Below are 18,976 nucleotides of genomic sequence, written 5' to 3' on the forward strand. Positions count from 1 at the left end.
GGCTCACTCCGCCTCGCTTGCCGCCTGCGCCATCGCTGCCTCCACGCTCGCCAGCGCGCTCATGTTCATGATGCCACGGACCGTCACCGACGGCGTCAGGATGTGGGCGGGCTGGTTGGCGCCCAGCAGGACCGGGCCCACGGAGACGGTGTCGGAGACGGTCTTGAGCAGGTTGAACGAGATATTCGCCGCGTCGAGGCTTGGCATGATCAGCAGGTTGGCCTGGCCCTTGAGCCGCGAGTTGGGGAAGATGCGCTGCCGGATCTGCTCGTTGATGGCGGCGTCGCCGTGCATCTCCCCCTCCACCTCCAGGGTGGGATCGCGGTCTTCGATGAGCGCCAGGGCCTCCCGCATCTTCTCGGCGCTGGGGTGCGGCGAGGTGCCGAAGCTCGAGTGCGAGAGCAGCGCCACCTTGGGGGTGATGCCGAAGCGCCGGATTTCGTCGGCGGCGAGGATGGTCATTTCCGCGATCTGATGCGGCGTCGGGTCGTGGTTGACGTAGGTGTCGCAGAGGAACAGCGTCCCCTTGGGGCTCATGATGGCATTCATGGCCGCGAGGTTGCGCACGCCGGGCCGGCGGCCGAGGACCTGTTCGACGTAGGCGATCTGGCGCTCGTAGCGCCCCACCATGCCGCCGAGCATGGCGTCGGCCTCGCCGCGCTTGACCATCAGCGCGGCGATCACCGTGTTGCGGGTGCGCACGATCTGACGGGCGCGGTCCGGGGTGATGCCGCGGCGCTCCATGATGGAGTGATACAGCGTCCAGTACTCCCGGTAGCGTGGGTCGTCCTCGGGGTCCACCAGCTCGAAGTGCTCGTCCACCGTCATGCGCAGGCCGAGGCGCTTGAGCCGCATCTCCACCACTCGGCGGCGTCCCACCAGGATGGGCCTGGCGAGGCCGTCGTCCACCACCGCCTGGACGGCGCGCAGCACCCGCTCCTCCTCACCGTCGCTGTAGACCACCCGCTTGGGGTCCTGGCGGGCGCGCTCGAAGATGGGCTTCATCACCAGCCCCGACTGGAAGACGAACTGGCTGAGCCGCATGCGGTAGCTGGTGAAGTCGTCGAGCGGCTGGGTGGCGACCCCGGAGTCCATTGCCGCCTTCGCCACCGCCGGGGCGACCTTGGTGATCAGCCGTGGGTCGAAGGGCTTGGGGATGAGGTATTCCGGTCCGAATTTCAGGGGCTTGCCGCCGTAGGCGGCCACTACCACGTCCGAGGATTCCACCAGGGCCAGGTCGGCGATGGCCTTAACCGCCGCCTTCTTCATCTCCTCGTTGATGGTGGTGGCGCCCACATCCAGCGCACCGCGGAAGATGAACGGGAAGCACAGGACGTTGTTCACCTGGTTGGGATAGTCCGAGCGGCCGGTGGCGAGCACGGCGTCGGGTCGGGCCTCCTGGGCGACCTCGGGGAGGATCTCCGGGGTCGGATTGGCCAGGGCCAGGATCAGCGGCCGGTCGGCCATCTTCTTGACCATCTCCGCGCTGAGCACCCCCGGTGCCGAGAGGCCGAGAAAGATGTCCGCACCCTCAATGGCCTCACCCAGGGTGCGCGCGTCCGTGTCAGCGGCGTAGCCCTCCTTGCGCGGGTCCATATACTCCTTGCGGCCCTTGTAGACGGTGCCCTTGGAGTCATTGACGATGATGTTCTCGCGCTTCAGACCCATGGAGACCAGCAGGTCCAGGCAGGCGATGGCCGAGGCCCCGGCGCCGGAGGCCACCAGCTTGACGTCCTCGAAGCGCTTCTCCACCACACGCAGGCCGTTGTAGAGGGCCGCGGCCGCCGTGATCGCCGTGCCGTGCTGGTCGTCGTGGAAGACCGGAATATTCATGCGGCTGCGCAGCTGCTCCTCGATCTGGAAGCACTCCGGCGCCTTGATGTCCTCCAGGTTGATCCCGCCGAAGGTGGGCTCCAGGGAGGCGATGATGTCGACGAGCTTGTCCGGGTCCTTCTCGTCGATCTCGATATCGAAGACGTCGATGCCCGCGAACTTCTTGAACAGCACCCCCTTGCCTTCCATCACCGGCTTGGAGGCCAGCGGCCCGATGCCGCCGAGGCCGAGCACCGCGGTGCCGTTAGTGATCACGCCCACGAGGTTGCCGCGGGCGGTGTAGGCACTTGCGGCATCCGGATTCTCGACGATCTCCTCGCAGGCGGCGGCGACGCCCGGGGAGTAGGCCAGCGCCAGGTCGCGCTGGTTGGCCAGGGGCTTGGTGGGGGTCACCGCGATCTTCCCCGGCACGGGGCTGCGGTGGTACTCGAGGGCGCTCTCGCGGAAGTCTTCCGACATGGTGGTTATTACCTTGATTCCCAGTGATACGGAGGCGTTGCCGTTGCCACCGATGATACGGGGCGTCGGCCGCCACTGCCTCCCCTATTTATAGAAACTGTTTCCATTAACGTCCAGGGATCTCGCGAAGGAACCGTTCCACCGTCTCCGTGAAGGCCTTTGGCGCCTCCACGTGTAGCCAATGCCCCGAGTTGGAGATCGTTTCCACCTCGGCTTGCGGGAAGAGGCGGGAGATGGCCTCGCGCCCGGCGGCATCCACGTAGGGGGAGCGTCCGCCGTGGACGAACAGCGTCGGCCCCTCCCAGTGGCCGTCGATTCCCGGCCAGCCCTGGATCGCCGGCAGCGATTCGGCCAGGATCCCCAGTGGGAGCCGCCAGCGCCACGACCCGTCCTCCTGCTCCAGGTTGGTGAGCAGGAACTGGCGTACCGCCGGCGTCTCGATCTGCTCCGAAAGCTCCGCGTCAGCGTCCCGCCGCGAGCGGATGCCCGCCAGATCCACCGCCTGCATGGCGGCGATGATCCCAGCGTGCTCGTCACCGCCGTAGGCCACCGGGGCGATGTCCGCCACCACCAGGGCGCGCAGGCGTGCCGGGCGGGTCAGTGCCAGGGCCATCGCCACCTTGCCGCCCATGCTGTGGCCGAGGAGGGTCGCCTCCTCCGCGCCCTCGCGTTCGAGCAGGCGCTCGATGTCGGCGGCCATGGCCGGGTAGTCCATGCGCGGATCCCGGGGCGAGCGGCCGTGGTTGCGCAGGTCCGGCAGCAGCACCCGGTAGTCCGCCGCCCAACGCCGGGCATAACTGCGCCAGTTGTTGCCCGAGCCATAGAGGCCGTGGAGCAGGACCAGCGGTGGGCCGTCGCCGCTGGCCTCGTAGTGGAGATCGATGGGCTGTGGGTCGGTCATGATCCTCGTTCTGGCCTTGGACGAATGAACGCCTCAAGCGGGCTCGCCGGTGACCAGTTGCTGCGCCGAGCCCGCCTGGGCGAGGTTGCGCAGCTCCTGCAGTGCCACGCCGAGCATGGCGAGATCCACCTGGGAGGCCTTGCGCAGCTCCGCGATGGTCGCGCCCATGCGTTCGACCATGGCCTGATTGTCGCCGATCCAGCGCTCCAAGCGCCGTGCCGCCGGCTCACCGGCATCGCCGCTGCGCAGCACGCGCACCGCCAGGCGGCGGAGCTGGACGAAGAACTCCTCCTCCATGCCGGCCCGGTAGCGCTCCTGCCAGGGATCGTCCACGGGGTGCTCGGTGATGGCCTCGCGCAGCCACCCGAGCTCCAGGCGCGTGCCGGCGCTGTAGTAGACCTCGGCGGCCTCCTGCAGGGGGGCGTTGGTGTCGGTGGCCACCTTCACCAGGTCGAGGGCGGCATACAGGGGTTCCAGCCGTGCCACCCGGCGGGCCAGGGCCTCGGGCACCGCCTTGGCGGTAAAACCCTCCACCTCCGAGTCCAGTATCCGGCGATCCTCCTCGGGTAGCAGCTCGTCGAGGGAGTCGGCGAGTTGTCGCACCGCCGGGCTGATGCGGGCCACGGTTTCCTCGATCTCCAGTGGCGAGGGGAGGTTGCGCAGCAGCCACAGGGTGGCCCGCTCCTGCAGCTCGCAGAGGGTGTCGAGCAAATGCAGCTGGGTGTCGGCGGGGACCTGGTTATCCAGGGCGTCGATCTCGTGCCAGAGCTCACGCAATCCGTAGATGTCCCGGGCCGCGAAGTAGGCACGGGCGGCATCCGCCGCTCCCGCGCCGGTGCGCGAGCGGATCCGGTAGAGGAAGGTCGTACCCATGCGGTTGAGGATATGGTTGGTGACCACCGTGGCGATGATCTCCCCGCGCAGGGGATGGACCTGCACGCGTTCGGCGAAACGCTCCCGCAGCGGCTGTGGGAAGTAGCGCATCAGCTCGTCGCTGAGATAGGGGCTTGCCACCAGCTCCGATTCTAGGAGCTCCGGGTACGCCTCGATCTTGGCATAGGCCAGGAGTACCGCAAGCTCCGGGCGGGTCAGCCCACGTCCGGCCTTGCCGCGTTCCTCCAGGCCTTCCTCGTCGGGCAGAAACTCGACGTGGCGGTCGAGCTGGCCGGCACGCTCGAGCTCACGCATGTAGCGGCTGTGCTCGTCCATCCACTCCGGGGCGTGGCGCTCGAGCAGGGACAAACCCTGGGTCTGGCGGTAGTTGTTGGAGAGCACCAGCCGGGCCACCTCGCCGGTCATTTCCGCGAGTAGCTGGTTGCGCTGCTTGTTGGTGAGATCGCCGTCGTCGACGACCCGGTTCAGCAGGATCTTGATGTTGACCTCATGGTCCGAGCAGTCCACGCCGCCGGAGTTGTCGACGGCGTCGGAGTTGACGCGGCCACCGTGGAGGGCGAACTCCACGCGACCGAGCTGGGTGACGCCGAGGTTGCCGCCCTCGCCGATGACCCGGCAGCGCAGCTCCCGGCCGTCCACGCGGAGGGCGTCATTGGCCTTGTCGCCCACGTCCGCGTGGGTCTCCTCGGAGGACTTGATATAGGTACCGATGCCGCCGTTCCAGAGCAGGTCCACCGGCGCGCGAAGGATGGCCGATAACACCTCCAGCGGCGTCAGCCGCTCGCCCCCGGTGATGCCCAGCGCCTTGCGCGCTGCTGCCGAGAGCTGGATGGACTTGGCGGTGCGCGGCCAGATTCCCCCGCCGCTGGAGATCTTGCTGCGGTCGTAGTCGTCCCAGGTGGAGCGATCCAGGGCGAACAGCCGCTGGCGCTCGGCGTAGCTGCTCGCCGGGTCCGGGTTCGGGTCGATGAAGATGTGGCGGTGATCGAAGGCCGCCACCAGCCGGATCTGATCGGATAGCAGCATGCCGTTACCGAAGACATCGCCGGACATGTCGCCGACACCGACTACGGTGAATGGCTCGCTCTGGATGTCGTGGCCGAGCTCGCGAAAGTGGCGCTGCACCGCCACCCAGGCGCCCCGGGCGGTGATGCCCATCTTCTTGTGGTCGTAGCCCGTGGAACCGCCGGAGGCGAAGGCGTCGTGGAGCCAGAAGTTGTATTCCTCGGCGAGCTCGTTGGCGTAGTCGGAGAATGTTGCCGTGCCCTTGTCCGCGGCCACCACCAGGTAGGGGTCATCATCGTCGTGGCGCCGCACCTGCTGTGGCGGCACCACCTCGCCGTCGACGATGTTGTCGGTGACATCCAGCAGCGCGCGTATGAAGGTGCGATAGCCCTCGAGCACCTCGGAGCCGGCCGCCTGGCGGTCCTCGGGGAGCTGTTTGCAGACGAATCCGCCCTTGGCGCCCATGGGCACGATGACGCTGTTCTTGACCATCTGCGCCTTCATCAGCCCCAGGACCTCGGTGCGGTAGTCCTCGCGGCGGTCCGACCAGCGGATGCCGCCGCGGGCGACCTTGCCGCCGCGCAGGTGCACACCCTCCACCCGTGGTGAGTAGACGAAGATCTCGTAGGCGGGCACCGGTTTGGGCACGCCGGGGATCGCGCGCGGGTCGAGCTTCAGGGAGACGAAGCCACGGCGGTTGCCGTTGGTGTCGCGGCGGTAGAAGTTGGTCCGTAGGGTCGCCTGTATCGCGGCCAGGATGCGCCGTAGGATGCGGTCCTCGTCGAGGCTGCTCACCTCTTCGAGGCGCTCGTCGATCTCCGTGGCCAGCGTCTGCACCCGCCCCTCGTCGGCGTTGTCGGGGTCCAGTCGGGCGGCGAACAGCCGGATCAGGCGGCGGGTGATACCCGGGTTTCCGGCCAGGGTCTCCTCCAGGTACTGCTGGCTGAACGGCAGGCCCGCCTGGCGCAGGTAGCGGGCATAGGCCCGCAGGATGACGATCTGCTCCCAGCTGAGGCCGGCGGCGAGGACCAGCCGGTTGAAGCCGTCGTCCTCGGCGTGACGGTGCCAGACCGCGGTGAAGGCCTCCTGGAAGGCCTCGCGGATGTGCTCCGCCTCCTGCCGGGCGGTGCCGTCGTAGCGCAGGCCGAAGTCGTGGATATGGCAGGTGCTCCCGCCCCGGGGAGTGACCTCGTAGGGGCGCTCGTCGACCACCTCCACGCCCATATGCTCGAGCACCGGCAGGACGTCGGAGAGCACCATGGGGCGCTGGTACTGGTAGAGGCGCAGGCGCAGCATCTCCGGCGGCGCCTCCAGCGGTCGGTAGAGGACGATGCCCAGGTCGTCGCGGGTGGACAGCCCCTCGAGGCGCTCGACATCGTGTACCGAGGCGCGGGCGGTGGTGTCCTCCCGGTAGGCGGCGCTGAAGCCGCTGCCATAGCGTTGCAGCAACCGGTTGCCCGCGGCCTCGCCGAAGAACTCCAGCATGGCCTCGGCGAATTCGTCGCGCCAGCTACGCATGGTATTGGCCAGGCGCTGCTCGAGCTCGTCGTGGTCATAGGGTGGCTGGCCGGGTTCGGGCAGGCGCACGATGAAGTGGATGCGCGCGAGCACCGATTCCGATAGCTGTACCGTGAACTCCGAGGTGCTCGCGCCGAAGGCCTCCATGAGGAGGGTCTCCATACGCTCGCGCACGTCGGTGTTGTAGCGCTCCCGCGGTGCGAACACCAGGCAGGAGACGAAACGGCGGAAGGTGTCGTAGCGCACGAACAGCCGGACCCGCTGGCGCTCCTGGAGGTGGAGGATCCCCTTGGCGGTTTCGTAGAGCTCCTCGGTAGAGGCCTGGAACAGCTCGTCGCGGGGATGGGTCTCGAGGATGTTGATCAGTGCCTTGCCCGCATGGCTGTTGGGCCGCAGGTTGGCCTGTTCTAGGATCTGCTCGAGCTTGCGCCGCAGCAGCGGGATGGTGCGCGGGCTGCGGTGGTAGGCAGCGGAGGTGAACAGGCCGAGGAAACGGTGCTCGCCGATCACCTCGCCCTGTTCATTGAATCGCTTGACGCCGATATAGTCCATGTAGCCGGGCCGATGGACGGTGGCCCGAGTATTCGATTTGGTCAACACCAGGGGATCCGGGTCTCGGGCCGCGGCGCGGATCGGCGCCGGCAGGGCCGCGAAGCTGCCCGAGCGCTCGTGGCCCTCGTGCTCGCGTAGGATGCCGAGGCCGGTATCGCTGCAGGCCTGCAGGGCAACGTCGTCGCCCTCCGGCACCAGCTCATAGCAGCGATAGCCGAGCAGGGTGAAGTGGTCGTCGTGGATCCAGCGCAGGAAGGCGCAGACCTCCTCGAGCCGGCGCCGGTCAATGGCCGGCGGCCGGTGCTCGAGCTCCCGAATGGCCTCCTCCAGGGTCTGAAGCATGGGCTTCCAGTCCGCCACCGCACTGCGGACGTCTTCGATCACCGAGGTGACCTCGGTCTCGATCCGATCCAGGTCCTCCACCTCGCCCTGGCGGTCCACTTCGAAGTGCATCCAGGCCTCGGGGATCGCCCCCTCCGCCTCCTGGGCGTCCAGGACCTCGCTGACATGACCCGCCTCATCGCGGCGGACCGTGAGTACCGGATGGATGATCAGGTGGATGGTCAGGCCCAGGCGGTTCAACGCCATGGACACCGAATCCACCAGGAACGGCATGTCCGGGGCCACCACCTCGCAGACCGTGTGCGTAGACTGCCAGCCGTGCTGCTCGGTATCCGGATTATAGGCGCGGGCGCGGATCTCGTCCGCGGCGCGGGCCTCGCCGAGATTCCAGTGGGACAGCGCCGCGCCGTAGAGGTCGTCGCTGCGCCGCTCGAGCACGTCCTCCGGCGCCGCCCCTTCGTAATACAGGCCTACGAACGTCGCTACAATCTCCGCCTGTTCGGCGCGCCAGCGCTGCTGCACCCGGGCGGCGATCTCGTCGATGACCTCGTCACGGGCCTTTTCTTCTGCGGCTTGCAGCATCTCTCCCCCTGTCCCTGCGTTGGTGGTGGCCCTTGGTTCTTGTGCCAGTGTAGTCGCAAGCGTCCCATTTCGTAGGGGCGAACGGCTCAGTCTGTGGCGGCCGCCGCTGCGGCCTGTGCGTCGATGCGCGCCGCCACCGCTGCCATGTTGTAGCCGACCCCCGAGCCGAGCAGCACCACCAGGTCGCCGGCACGCGCGCCGCCATGGCTGAGCAGCGTATCCAGGGCCATCGGCACGCAGGCCGAGCCGGTGTAGCCGCACTCCTCCATGATCATCACCGCCCGCTCCCGGGGCAGATCCAGGGCGTCACAGACCCGGTGGATGGTGCAGCGATTCACCTGGGTGAATATAGCGTGATCGATCTCGTCGATGGCAAAGCCGCAGCGCGCGGCGAGCTGGCGGACCAGTCGGGGCCAGCCCTGTTCGTTGATCTCCGGGGGGTAGCGGTGCTTGATCCGCACCCGGTGACGGCCGGCGGCCAGGGCCTCCGGGTTGGCCGGCTCCACGGTACCGCCGGCATCGATGCCCCAGTAGTCGGCGTAGCGGCCGTCCGCGTCGAACGCGGCGCCGAGTATGGCGGGTTCGGCGGCGGGGCGGAGGATGGCCGCGCCGGCGCCGTCGCCGTAGAAGAAGGACATGGGGTCGTCGTCGGCGGCGTGACGGCTCATTAAATACGCCCCCACCACGAGCACGGTCTCCACGCCGGTGTTGGCGGCCATCAGGCCACTGGCACTGGCGAGGGCCGTGGGGAAGGAGGCGCAGGCGCAACCCACGTCGAAGGTGCCTGCCCTGTGGGCGCCGAGCTTGGCCTGTAGCACCGTGGCCGTGGCAGGGGTGATGTAGTCCGGTGTGTCCGTGCCCACCAGGATCAGGTCCAGGTCCGCCGCCGTGAGCCCCGCCCGGGCGAGGGCCCGTTCGGCGGCCCGCGCGGCGAGGTCGGAGGTGGCCTCGTCGTCGCCGGCGCGCCAGCGCTGTCGGATGCCGGAACCCGCCTCGAAGCGTTGGAGGCGCTCCGCGTGCTCCGGGCCCAGGCGCTCCAGGAGCGCGGCGTTGGTCACCCGGTGGGCCGGTCGGTACTGCCCCGTGGCGGCGATGCGAGCGGACCGTGCCATTCGCTGGCGGCTCCCTGGTGGGTTCGGATAGCGGCGGCTTCCCGGCTATGTTGGCAGATCGCCGGTTGGCGGTCGATCATCCGCCATGGTGGGGGTGTGGCCGGCGCAGGTAAGATGCCGGGTCGATTACAGCCATTTCAGCCCGAGGACGAGATGAGCGAATACCTCTCCTGCTTCAAGGCCTACGACATCCGCGGCCGGGTACCCGACGACCTGGATGAGGGGCTCGCGCGACGAATCGGCCGCGCCTACGCCGAGGCCATCCGGCCCTCCCGTGTGGCCGTGGGCCGGGATATCCGCTTGAGCAGTCCCGCGATGGCCGCGGCGCTGGGCGAGGGGCTGCGCGACGGCGGTGTCGACGTCTTGGATATCGGCGTCTGCGGTACCGAGGAGGTGTACTTCGCAACCTTCCACTACGGCCTGAACGGCGGGATCATGGTGACCGCCAGCCATAACCCACGGGACTACAACGGCATGAAGTTGGTCCGGGAAGGGGCGCGGCCGATCAGCGGCGATACCGGACTGGGGGAGATCGAGCGCCTGGCCGCCGGCGACGCCCTGCCGGTAGCGGACCGGCGCGGCGGCCTGGAGTCCCTGGACCATCGCGGCGACTATGTCGACCACCTTATTGGCAGTGTCCGTCGCGACGCCTTGACGCCGCTGACCATTGTCGTCAACGCCGGCAACGGCGGGGCCGGTGCCGTGGTGGACGCATTGGCGCCGCGACTGCCGTTTTCCTTCGCGCGGGTGCACCACGAGCCCGACGGCCACTTCCCCAACGGCGTGCCCAATCCGCTGATCGAGGAGAGCCGTTCGGTGACCGCGGAGGCAGTGCGCGATGCCGGCGCCGAATTCGGCGTGGCCTGGGACGGCGACTTCGACCGTTGCTTCTTCTTCGATGAGCAGGGCCGCTTTATCGAGGGTTATTACCTGGTGGGACTGCTCGCCGAGGTGTTCCTGCGCAAGTCCCCCGGGGAGAAGATCATCCACGACCCGCGACTGACCTGGAACACCATCGACATCTGCGAGGAGTTCGGCGGCGTGCCGGTGCAGAGCAAGACCGGCCACGCCTTCATCAAGGAGCGCATGCGTGCCGAGGACGCCGTCTACGGCGGCGAGATGAGCGCCCATCACTACTTCCGCGACTTCGCCTATTGCGACAGCGGGATGCTGCCCTGGCTGCTGGTCGCCGAGCTCATCGGGCGCACCGGCAAGCCCCTGTCGCAGCTGGTCGACGAGCGCATCGGGCGCTTCCCCGCGAGCGGGGAGATCAACCGCGAGATCGCGGACCCGGCGGCGGCCATCGCCGCGGTGGAAGCCGCCTATACGCCGCAGGCCCTCTCGGTGGACCGTACCGACGGGGTCAGCATCGAGTTCGCCGACTGGCGCTTCAACCTGCGGATGTCCAATACCGAGCCGGTGGTGCGGTTGAACGTGGAGTCCCGCGGTGACCGTGCCCTGATGGAGGCGAAGACCGCCGAGCTGCTGGCGCGGCTCGACGGTTGACAAGGAACAGGGCCACGGATGGACATTGATGAACGCGGATCACTCGCCTTGCGGATACCGCTTTGTCACCGGGTGTCCTTGGGGACAGCCTGTTGGATAGATGGTGTCTCGTATTCGTATCCATCCGCGTTCGTCCGTGGCTATTTTTTCTTGTTCTTCGGCATGTAGAGATCGGTAAGCGTCCCCGCTGCCGCCTCCGCGGCCATGGCCACGGTCTCGGACAGGGTCGGGTGCGGGTGCACCGTCAGCCCGATGTCGTGGCAGTCCGCGCCCATCTCGATGGCCAGGCAGACCTCGGAGATGAGGTCACCGGCGTTGGGGCCGACGATGGCGGCGCCGATGACCCGTTCGGTCTTCGCGTCGAGGATCAGCTTGGTCACGCCGTCGCTGGCGTCCAGGCTCAACGCCCGGCCGTTGGCCGCCCACGGGAACTGCGCCTTCTCGTAGTCGATGCCCTCGGCCTTGGCCTGCTCCTCGGTGACGCCCACCCACGCCACCTCGGGGTTGGTGTAGGCCACCGAGGGGATGACCCGGGCATCGAAGGCGCTCTTCTCGCCGGCGCAGCACTCCGCGGCCACCTTGCCCTCGTGGGTCGCCTTGTGGGCGAGCATCGGCTGGCCGACGATGTCGCCGATGGCGTAGATGTGGGCGACATTTGTCTGCTGGTGCTCGTTGACCGGTATGCAGCGGCTGTCGTCGATCTGCACCCCGGCGGCCTCCAGGTTGAGGAGATCGGTGTTCGGGCGCCGGCCCACGGAGACGAGCACCCGGTCGAAGCGATCGGTTTCCGGGGCCTTTGCCCCCTCGAAGTGCACGGTGACGCCGTCGTCGTCGGGCTCGACGGCGGTGACCTTGCTCTGCAGAAAGATGTTCTCGTAGGCCTTGTCGATGCGCTTCTTGTAGACCTTGACGATGTCGGGATCGCCGCCGGCCATGATCCGGTCGAGCATCTCCACCACCGTGACCTTCGCGCCCAGGGCGTGGTAGACGCTGCCTATCTCCAGGCCAATGATGCCGCCGCCGACCACCAGTAGCCGTTCCGGGATCTCCTCGAGCTTGAGCGCGTCCGTGGAGTCCATGATCCGGGGGTGGTCCAGGTCGAAGCCCGGTGGCGCCGTGGGTCGCGACCCCGCGGCGATGATGCAGTTGCGGAAGCTGATGCGTCGCTCGCCATCGTCGCCGCGGACGACGACCTCATGGGTGCCGGCGAACTCGGCCGCACCCTGGACGACCTCCACCTTGCGTTGCTTGGCCATGCCCTTGAGGCCGCCGGTGAGCTTACCCACCACGCCGTCCTTCCAGGCACCGAGCTTGGCGATGTCGATCTCGGGCTCGCCAAAGGTGATGCCGTGGTCGGCGAACTGCCGGGTCTCCTCGAGCAGCGCGCCGGCGTGGAGCAGCGCCTTGGAGGGGATGCAGCCGACATTGAGGCAGACGCCGCCGAGGTTCGGGTAGCGCTCCACGAGCACCGTTTTCAGCCCCAGGTCGGCGGCCCGGAAGGCGGCGGTATAGCCGCCGGGGCCGGCGCCGAGCACCACCAGGTCACAGTCGGCCTCGGCCGGCGCCTCCCCCGCCGATGCCGGCTCCGGTTTCGGCGCCTCGGGGGCGGGCCCCGCCGGGGGCTTGCTCGCGGCCTCTCCGATGTCGGCCGGCTCCGCGTCGCCACCCGCCTCCGACGGCTCGGCGAGGAGGATGACATCCCCCTCACTGACCTTGTCGCCCACTTGGACCTTGAGCTCGGCGACCCGCCCGGCGAAGGGCGCCGGCACCTCCATGGTGGCCTTGTCGGACTCCAGGGTGATCAGCGACTGTTCGGCCTCGATCTCGTCGCCGGGGGAGACCAGCACCTCGATGATCTCCACCGCCTCGAAGTCACCGATGTCGGGGACCTTGATCTCTTTCATTTCCGCCATCGTTATTCCGTCCTTCTTGCCACCGATGCCTTCACCCGTGGCGTGTCGTTCGTCACTCAGAGCACCAGCCGGCGAAGATCGCCGAGCAGCCCCGCGAGGTAGGCTGTGAAACGCGCCGCCGCGGCGCCGTCGATCACCCGGTGATCGTAGGACAGCGACAGCGGCAGCATCAGCCGCGGCTCGAATTCGCTGCCGTTCCACACCGGTTTCATGCTCGACTTGGATACCCCGAGTATGGCCACTTCCGGCGCATTGACGATGGGCGTGAACGCCGTACCGCCGATGCCACCAAGGCTGGAAATGCTGAAGGTGCCGCCCTGCATGTCGCCGGGGCCGAGCTTGCCGTCCCGGGCCTTGGCGCTCACCGTGGCCAGGTCCTCGGCGATCTGGTAGACGCCCTTTTGATCGGCGCCCTTGATCACCGGCACGACCAGGCCGTTGGGGGTGTCCACGGCCACCCCGATGTTGATGTACTTCTTGATGATCAGGGCGTCCCCGGAGGCCTTCAGCGAGCTGTTGAAGATGGGGAACTCACGCAGCGCCGCCGCCGATGCCTTCACCAGGAAGGCCAGGGGCGTGAGTTTGACCCCCTGCTTCTCGGCCGCCGCCTTCTCCGCCTTGCGGAAGTCCTCCAGGGCGGTGATGTCGGCCTCGTCGAACTGGGTGACGTGGGGCACGTTCAGCCAGGCACGCTGCAGGTGCGGCCCGCTCTTCTGCTGGATGCGCGAGAGCGCCCGTTCCTCGACTTCGCCGAACTTGGAGAAGTCCACCGCGGGGATGGGCGGTATCCCCATGCCGCCCTCAGGGGCGGCCGCCGGGGCAGGCGCAGCGCCGCCCTGTAGGGCACGTTTGACGAAGGCGCGGACATCGTCATGGGTGATCCGGCCCTTCGGGCCGGTGCCGCTGACCTGGCCGAGATCCACCCCCAGCTCCCGGGCGAAACGGCGCACCGACGGGCTCGCGTGGGCGAGGCGCTGGCGCTCGGGTTCGATGGGCCGCTCGATGGGCTCGTGGTCCGTCTCCAGCGAGCGCCCGGCGCTGGGGCCCGGCAGGATCTCGCCGGTGTCCGCGTCGGTCTCGCCGGGCTCGCCGTCACCGGCAGCCGTTGCCTGCGGCGGCGGGGCCGGTTCTTCCTGGGCCTGCGGCGGGGCGGGGCTGGATTCCTTCGCGGCGCCGGATTCCCCCGAGCCGGCGCCGGCCAGGCGGACGATGGGTGTGCCCTCGGAGACCTTGTCGCCGGTGGAGACCAGCACCTCCGCGACGCGGCCTGCCTCGGGGCAGGGCACCTCCATGGTGGCCTTGTCGGACTCCAGGGTGATCAGCGACTGCTCGGCCTCGACGCTGTCACCGGGCTGGACCAGTACCTCGATGACATCGACCTCGTCGAAGTCGCCGATGTCGGGCACCGTCACCGTCTCGCTGCCGCCGCCTGCGCCGCCGGAAGGGGCGGCCTGTGGTTCCTGGGTCGCGGTGGCCTCCTCCGCGGCGTCCGCGTCCTCGGTGGCGCCACCGGCGTCCGTGGCCTCCAAACGCACGATGGCGGTGCCCTCGGAGACCTTGTCCCCGGTGGAGACCAGTACCTCCGCGACGCGGCCTGCCTCGGGGCAGGGCACCTCCATGGTGGCCTTGTCGGACTCCAGGGTGATCAGTGACTGCTCGGCCTCGACGCTATCGCCGGGCTGGACGAGTACCTCGATGACATCGACCTCGTCGAAGTCACCGATGTCGGGAACCGTGATTTCTTTTGTCTGCGCCATGGGTGAAATCCACTATGGTTCTGGGCCACGGATGGACCCGGATCAGCACATACCATCCGGGTCCATCGGCGTTAATTTGTGGCTACAGGGGTTTGTTCTTCGCCGCCCTCATACGGTCGCCGGATTCGGTGCGTCCGGGTCGATGCCGTACTTGCGGATGGCCTCGTTGACCCGTTCGCCATCGATGTCGCCGTCATCAGCCAGGGCCTTCAGCGCGGCGACGGTGACGTAGTAGCGGTCCACCTCGAAGAAGTGGCGCAGCCGCTCGCGGGTGTCGGAGCGGCCATAGCCGTCGGTACCCAGGACCACATAGCGCCGGCCTACGTAGCCGCGGATCTGATCGGCGAAGGCGCGCATGTAGTCGGTGGCTGCCACCGCGGGGCCATCGTGCCCCGCCAGTTGCTGGGCCACCCAGCTCTGCCGGGGCTCGGCATCGGGGTGGAGCATGTTCCAGCGCTCGCAGTCGATGCCGTCGCGGCGCAGCTCGGTGAACGAGGGGCAGCTCCACAGATCCGCCGCCACGCCCCAGTCCTCGTGCAACAGCTCCGCGGCGGCCACCACCTCCCGGAAGATCGCTCCGGAACCGAGCAGCTGTACCCGGGGGCTGCCCTGGCCACCCTCGCGGAACAGGTACATGCCCTTGCGGATGCCCTCTTCGGCCCCCTCCGGCATGGCCGGCTGGTGGTAGTTCTCGTTGAGCATGGTGATGTAGTAGAAGACCTTCTCCTGGTCCCGGTACATCCGCCGCAGCCCGTCCTGGATGATCACCGCCATCTCGTAGGCGTAGGTCGGATCGTAGGAGATGCAGTTGGGGATCACTGAGGTCAGCAGGTGGCTGTGGCCGTCCTCGTGCTGCAGCCCCTCGCCGTTGAGGGTGGTGCGTCCCGCGGTCCCCCCCATGAGGAAGCCCTTCGCCTGCATGTCGCCGGCCGCCCACCACAGGTCGCCGGTTCGCTGGTAGCCGAACATGGAGTAGTAGGCGAAGAAGGGGATCATCTCGATGCCGTTGTTGGCATACGAGGTCGCCGCCGCGATCCATGAGGACATGGCGCCGGCCTCGTTGATGCCCTCCTGCAGGATCTGGCCGCCCTTGTCCTCGCGGTAGTACATCAGCTGGTCGGCGTCCTGGGGCTCGTAGAGCTGGCCCTTGGGCGAATAGATGCCGAGTTGCCGGAACAACCCCTCCATGCCGAAGGTCCGGGCCTCGTCGGGGACGATGGGCACCAAATGCCGGGCCAGGGTCTTGTCACGGCCGATCACCGCCAGTGCCCGGACGAAGGCCATGGTGGTGGACATCTCGCGGTCGCCGCTGTCCTTGAGCAGCACCTCGAAGGCGTCGAGGTCCGGGATCTTGAGCGGCTCGGCGCCGTGGTGGCGGGCCGGCAGATAGCCGCCGAGGGCGCGTCGGCGCTCGTGGAGGTACTGGAGCTCGGGGCTGTCGTCGTCGGGCTTATAGAACGGTGCGTCGGCGACCTTGTCGTCGGGTACCGGGATCTGGAAGCGGTCACGGAAGGCCTTCAGAGCGTTCTCGGCCATCTTCTTCTGCTGATGGGTGATGTTCTGGCCCTCGCCGGCCTCGCCCATGCCGTAGCCCTTGACGGTCTTGGCGAGGATCACCGTGGGCTGGCCCTTGTGCTTGGTGGCCGCGGCGTAGGCGGCGTAGATCTTGTGCGGGTCGTGGCCGCCGCGGTTGAGCCGCCAGATGTCCTCATCGGTCATGTTGGCGACCATTTCCTTGAGCTCCGGGTACTTGCCGAAGAAGTGCTCGCGGGTGTAGGCACCGCCCTTGGCCTTGAAGTTCTGGTACTCGCCGTCGACGCACTCCTCCATGCGCTTGCGCAGCAGCCCCTTGGTGTCGCGGGCGAGCAGCGGGTCCCAGTAGGAGCCCCAGATCACCTTGAGCACGTTCCAGCCCGCGCCGCGGAACTCGCCCTCGAGCTCCTGGATGATCTTGCCATTGCCGCGTACGGGCCCGTCGAGGCGCTGGAGATTGCAGTTGACCACGAAGATGAGGTTGTCGAGCTCCTCCCGGGCGGCCACGCCGATGGCGCCCAGCGACTCCGGCTCGTCCATCTCGCCGTCGCCACAGAACACCCAGACCTTGCGGTCCTCCGTGTTGGCGATGCCGCGGTTGTGGAGATACTTCAGGAAGCGCGCCTGGTAGACGCCCATGATGGGGCCGAGCCCCATGGACACCGTCGGCAGCTGCCAGAAATCGGGCATCAGCCACGGGTGCGGATAGGAGGAGAGCCCACCCTCGGAGAGATCGGAGCGGAACTTGTGGAGCTGATCCTCGGTGAGCCGCCCCTCGAGATAGGCGCGGGCATAGATGCCGGGGGCGGAATGCCCCTGGATGAACACCAGGTCCCCGCCGTGGTCCTCGGAAGGGGCGCGCCAGAAATGGTTGAACCCCACCTCGTAGAGGGTGGCCGAGGAGGCGTAGCTCGCGATGTGGCCGCCGATGCCCTCGCGGTCCTTGTTGGCCTGGACCACCATGGCCATCGCGTTCCAGCGCAGCAGCGAACGGATCCGCCATTCCAGGGCGGCGTCGCCGGGGGACTTCTCCTCGTGCTGCGGGGGGATGGTGTTCTGGTAGGCGGTGGTGGCCTTGAACGGGAGCTGGCCGCCCCGGCGCCGCGCCTTATCGACCAGGGCCTCGAGCAGGAAGTGGGCGCGATCGGTGCCCTCATACTCGAGCACTGCCTCCAGGGCCTCGAGCCACTCCTGGGTCTCCTGGGGGTCCTCGTCGCCGGGCAGGGGCGTGGGTTTCATGCGTGCAGCCATGATCTCACCTCATCTGTCGCCGCCGTGGTGGCGCGTTCAGTGGTTCATTGTCGTTGTCGGCAGGGCTTGTACTGCCGGAGTATAGACACTCGCCCGGTGGCGCGGTTCGCGCGCTTCGGTGCGCCCCGGTTGCAAGGGTCACTGGGGCAAACGCTACCGTAGCGTGGGTGGGGTTGTCGCCACCTTATTAGTTCCTGAAAGGAATAAATGATGTGCCGTGTTCCCGTAACCCCGTGATTCAATCACCGGATGACAGTAGGTTACAGGCTATCGTTTGATGTGGGATGCTTATGTTGCGCCGCAGCGGAACAGATCCGCTCAGTCGTCCGTGGCGCCGAGCCAGTCCCGGGGCTGCAGCCAGAACTCGGTGAGCTCCGCCTCGCGGCTGCCCGGTTCCGGCTGGTAGCCGTATTCCCAGCGCGCCAGCGGCGGCAGGGACATGAGGATGGACTCGGTGCGCCCGCCGGACTGGATGCCGAAACGCGTACCCCGGTCGAAGAGGAGATTGAACTCCACGTAGCGGCCGCGCCGGTAGAGCTGAAACTGCCGCTCGGCCTCGGTCCAGGGGGTATCTCGGCGCCGCTCGACGATGGGGAGGTAGGCGTCGAGATAGGCCTCGCCGACGGAGCGCGTGAGGCCGAAGGCGTGCTCGAAGCCCCCCTCGTCGAAGTCGTCGAAGAACAGCCCGCCGATGCCGCGGCGCTCGCCGCGGTGGGGAAGATGGAAGTAGTCGTCGCACCAGCGCTTGAAGCGGGGATAGAGGTCCGCACCGAACGGGGCGCAGGCGTCCCGGGCGGTACGGTGCCAGTGGCGGACGTCCTCGGTCACGGGGTAGTAGGGGGTGAGATCGAAGCCGCCGCCGAACCACCATACCGGCGCGGCCTCCGGGTGCTCGGCGAGCAGGAAGCGGACGTTGGCGTGGGAGGTGGGCACGTGGGGGTTGGCCGGGTGCACTACCAGGGAGACGCCCATGGCCTGGAAGCTACGGCCGGCGAGCTCCGGGCGGCGCTCGCTGGCGCTTGCCGGCAGGGACTCGCCGCGGACATGGGAGAAGTTCACGCCCGCCTGCTCGAAGACCGCGCCGCCGGCTAGCACCCGGGATCGCCCGCCGCCGCCCGCGGGGCGCTCCCAGGCGTCCTCGTGGAAGCCGGCATGGCCGTCGACCCCGGCCAAAGCCTCGCAGATCCGTTCCTGCAGGGCGGTCAGCCATTGCCGTACCGCGTCCGGGCGAACCTCGCTCATGATCTTCCTCCTTCAGCCGGCGCGGAGCACCGCGCCGTCGGGCCATCGCCGGATCTCGGTGGGCCCGCGGTGCCGGTCCACCGCGCCGCCGAGTATGCCGTCCACTTCGCCGTCGAAGTAGGTGCGCACCCGTAGCGCGGTTCGGGCGGGGTGGGCGCCGGCGGGATTGGCGCTGGTGGAGACCAGCGGGCCGGCGAAGGCCGCGGCCAGTGCTGCAGCTACCGGATGGGCCGTGACCCGGACCGCGATGCGATCGCTGCCACCGGTGATCCAGGCCGGCGCCCGCGGTCCGGCGGGCATCAGCCAGGTGACCGGCCCCGGCCAGGAGGCGGCAAGCCGTTCATCGCTGAGGGCGAAGGCGTCGGCCCACCCCTGCAGGCGCCCGGGACGGTCGGCGATGAGGATGAGGCCCTTCTCCACCGGGCGGGACTTGAGGTTCAAGAGCCGCGCCACGGCGTGGGGATCGGCGGGGTCGCAGCCGAGCCCGTAGACCGCCTCGGTGGGATAGGCGATGACGCCGCCCGCGCGCAGGCGGCGGGCGACATGCCGGAAGCGGAACCCGGGCGTGGCGGTCAC

10 protein-coding genes are annotated in these 18,976 nt (G+C 68.3%); 1 reads left to right on the forward strand and 9 read right to left on the reverse strand.

Annotation, left to right across the window (positions count from 1 at the left end):
* Positions 1 to 3: 3 nt before the first annotated feature.
* The 4 genes from ACQ754_RS09310 to ACQ754_RS09325 all read right to left on the reverse strand — a co-directional run bounded on the left by ACQ754_RS09310 (position 4) and on the right by ACQ754_RS09325 (position 9,198).
* Positions 4 to 2,292, reverse strand: a complete 2,289-nt coding sequence (locus ACQ754_RS09310) for an NADP-dependent malic enzyme (RefSeq protein ID WP_440996743.1) — start codon at positions 2,290 to 2,292, stop codon at positions 4 to 6.
* A 106-nt stretch (positions 2,293 to 2,398) separates the two neighbouring features.
* Positions 2,399 to 3,193 (reverse strand): alpha/beta fold hydrolase, encoded by a 795-nt coding sequence (locus tag ACQ754_RS09315; protein WP_440996744.1) that lies wholly within the window; start codon positions 3,191 to 3,193, stop codon positions 2,399 to 2,401.
* A gap of 33 nt (positions 3,194 to 3,226) precedes the next feature.
* The gene (locus tag ACQ754_RS09320) at positions 3,227 to 8,086 is read right to left on the reverse strand and encodes an NAD-glutamate dehydrogenase (RefSeq protein ID WP_440996745.1); all 4,860 of its coding nucleotides are present in this window, start codon (positions 8,084 to 8,086) and stop codon (positions 3,227 to 3,229) included.
* 86 nt (positions 8,087 to 8,172) lie between these two features.
* Entirely contained in the window at positions 8,173 to 9,198 is a 1,026-nt protein-coding gene (locus tag ACQ754_RS09325) for a 3-oxoacyl-ACP synthase III family protein (RefSeq protein ID WP_440996746.1), read from the reverse strand.
* Between the two features lie 153 nt (positions 9,199 to 9,351).
* Here ACQ754_RS09325 and ACQ754_RS09330 point away from each other — a divergent pair, with 153 nt between their 5' ends.
* Positions 9,352 to 10,704 carry a phosphomannomutase gene (locus tag ACQ754_RS09330; protein ID WP_440996747.1) on the forward strand — a complete coding sequence of 451 codons (1,353 nt, stop codon included), beginning with the start codon at positions 9,352 to 9,354 and terminating at the stop codon, positions 10,702 to 10,704.
* A gap of 140 nt (positions 10,705 to 10,844) precedes the next feature.
* Here the strand turns inward: ACQ754_RS09330 and lpdA are convergent, their stop codons facing one another.
* The 5 genes from lpdA to ACQ754_RS09355 form a co-directional block, all read right to left on the reverse strand.
* The gene (gene lpdA / locus ACQ754_RS09335; RefSeq protein ID WP_440996748.1) at positions 10,845 to 12,617 is read right to left on the reverse strand and encodes a dihydrolipoyl dehydrogenase; all 1,773 of its coding nucleotides are present in this window, start codon (positions 12,615 to 12,617) and stop codon (positions 10,845 to 10,847) included.
* Positions 12,618 to 12,673: 56 nt separating this feature from the next.
* Positions 12,674 to 14,374 carry a dihydrolipoyllysine-residue acetyltransferase gene (gene aceF / locus ACQ754_RS09340; RefSeq protein ID WP_440996749.1) on the reverse strand — a complete coding sequence of 567 codons (1,701 nt, stop codon included), beginning with the start codon at positions 14,372 to 14,374 and terminating at the stop codon, positions 12,674 to 12,676.
* 108 nt (positions 14,375 to 14,482) lie between these two features.
* Positions 14,483 to 17,158: a pyruvate dehydrogenase (acetyl-transferring), homodimeric type gene (gene aceE, locus ACQ754_RS09345; protein ID WP_440996750.1), complete on the reverse strand. Its 2,676-nt coding sequence runs from the start codon at positions 17,156 to 17,158 to the stop codon at positions 14,483 to 14,485.
* Between the two features lie 318 nt (positions 17,159 to 17,476).
* Complete coding sequence (gene hemF / locus ACQ754_RS09350) at positions 17,477 to 18,400, reverse strand: oxygen-dependent coproporphyrinogen oxidase (RefSeq protein ID WP_440996751.1); 924 nt, start codon at positions 18,398 to 18,400, stop codon at positions 17,477 to 17,479.
* A 12-nt stretch (positions 18,401 to 18,412) separates the two neighbouring features.
* The gene (locus tag ACQ754_RS09355; RefSeq protein ID WP_440996752.1) at positions 18,413 to 18,976 is read right to left on the reverse strand and encodes a Sua5/YciO/YrdC/YwlC family protein; all 564 of its coding nucleotides are present in this window, start codon (positions 18,974 to 18,976) and stop codon (positions 18,413 to 18,415) included.

Source organism: Arhodomonas sp. SL1 (assembly GCF_052060015.1).
Taxonomy (GTDB): domain Bacteria; phylum Pseudomonadota; class Gammaproteobacteria; order Nitrococcales; family Nitrococcaceae; genus Arhodomonas.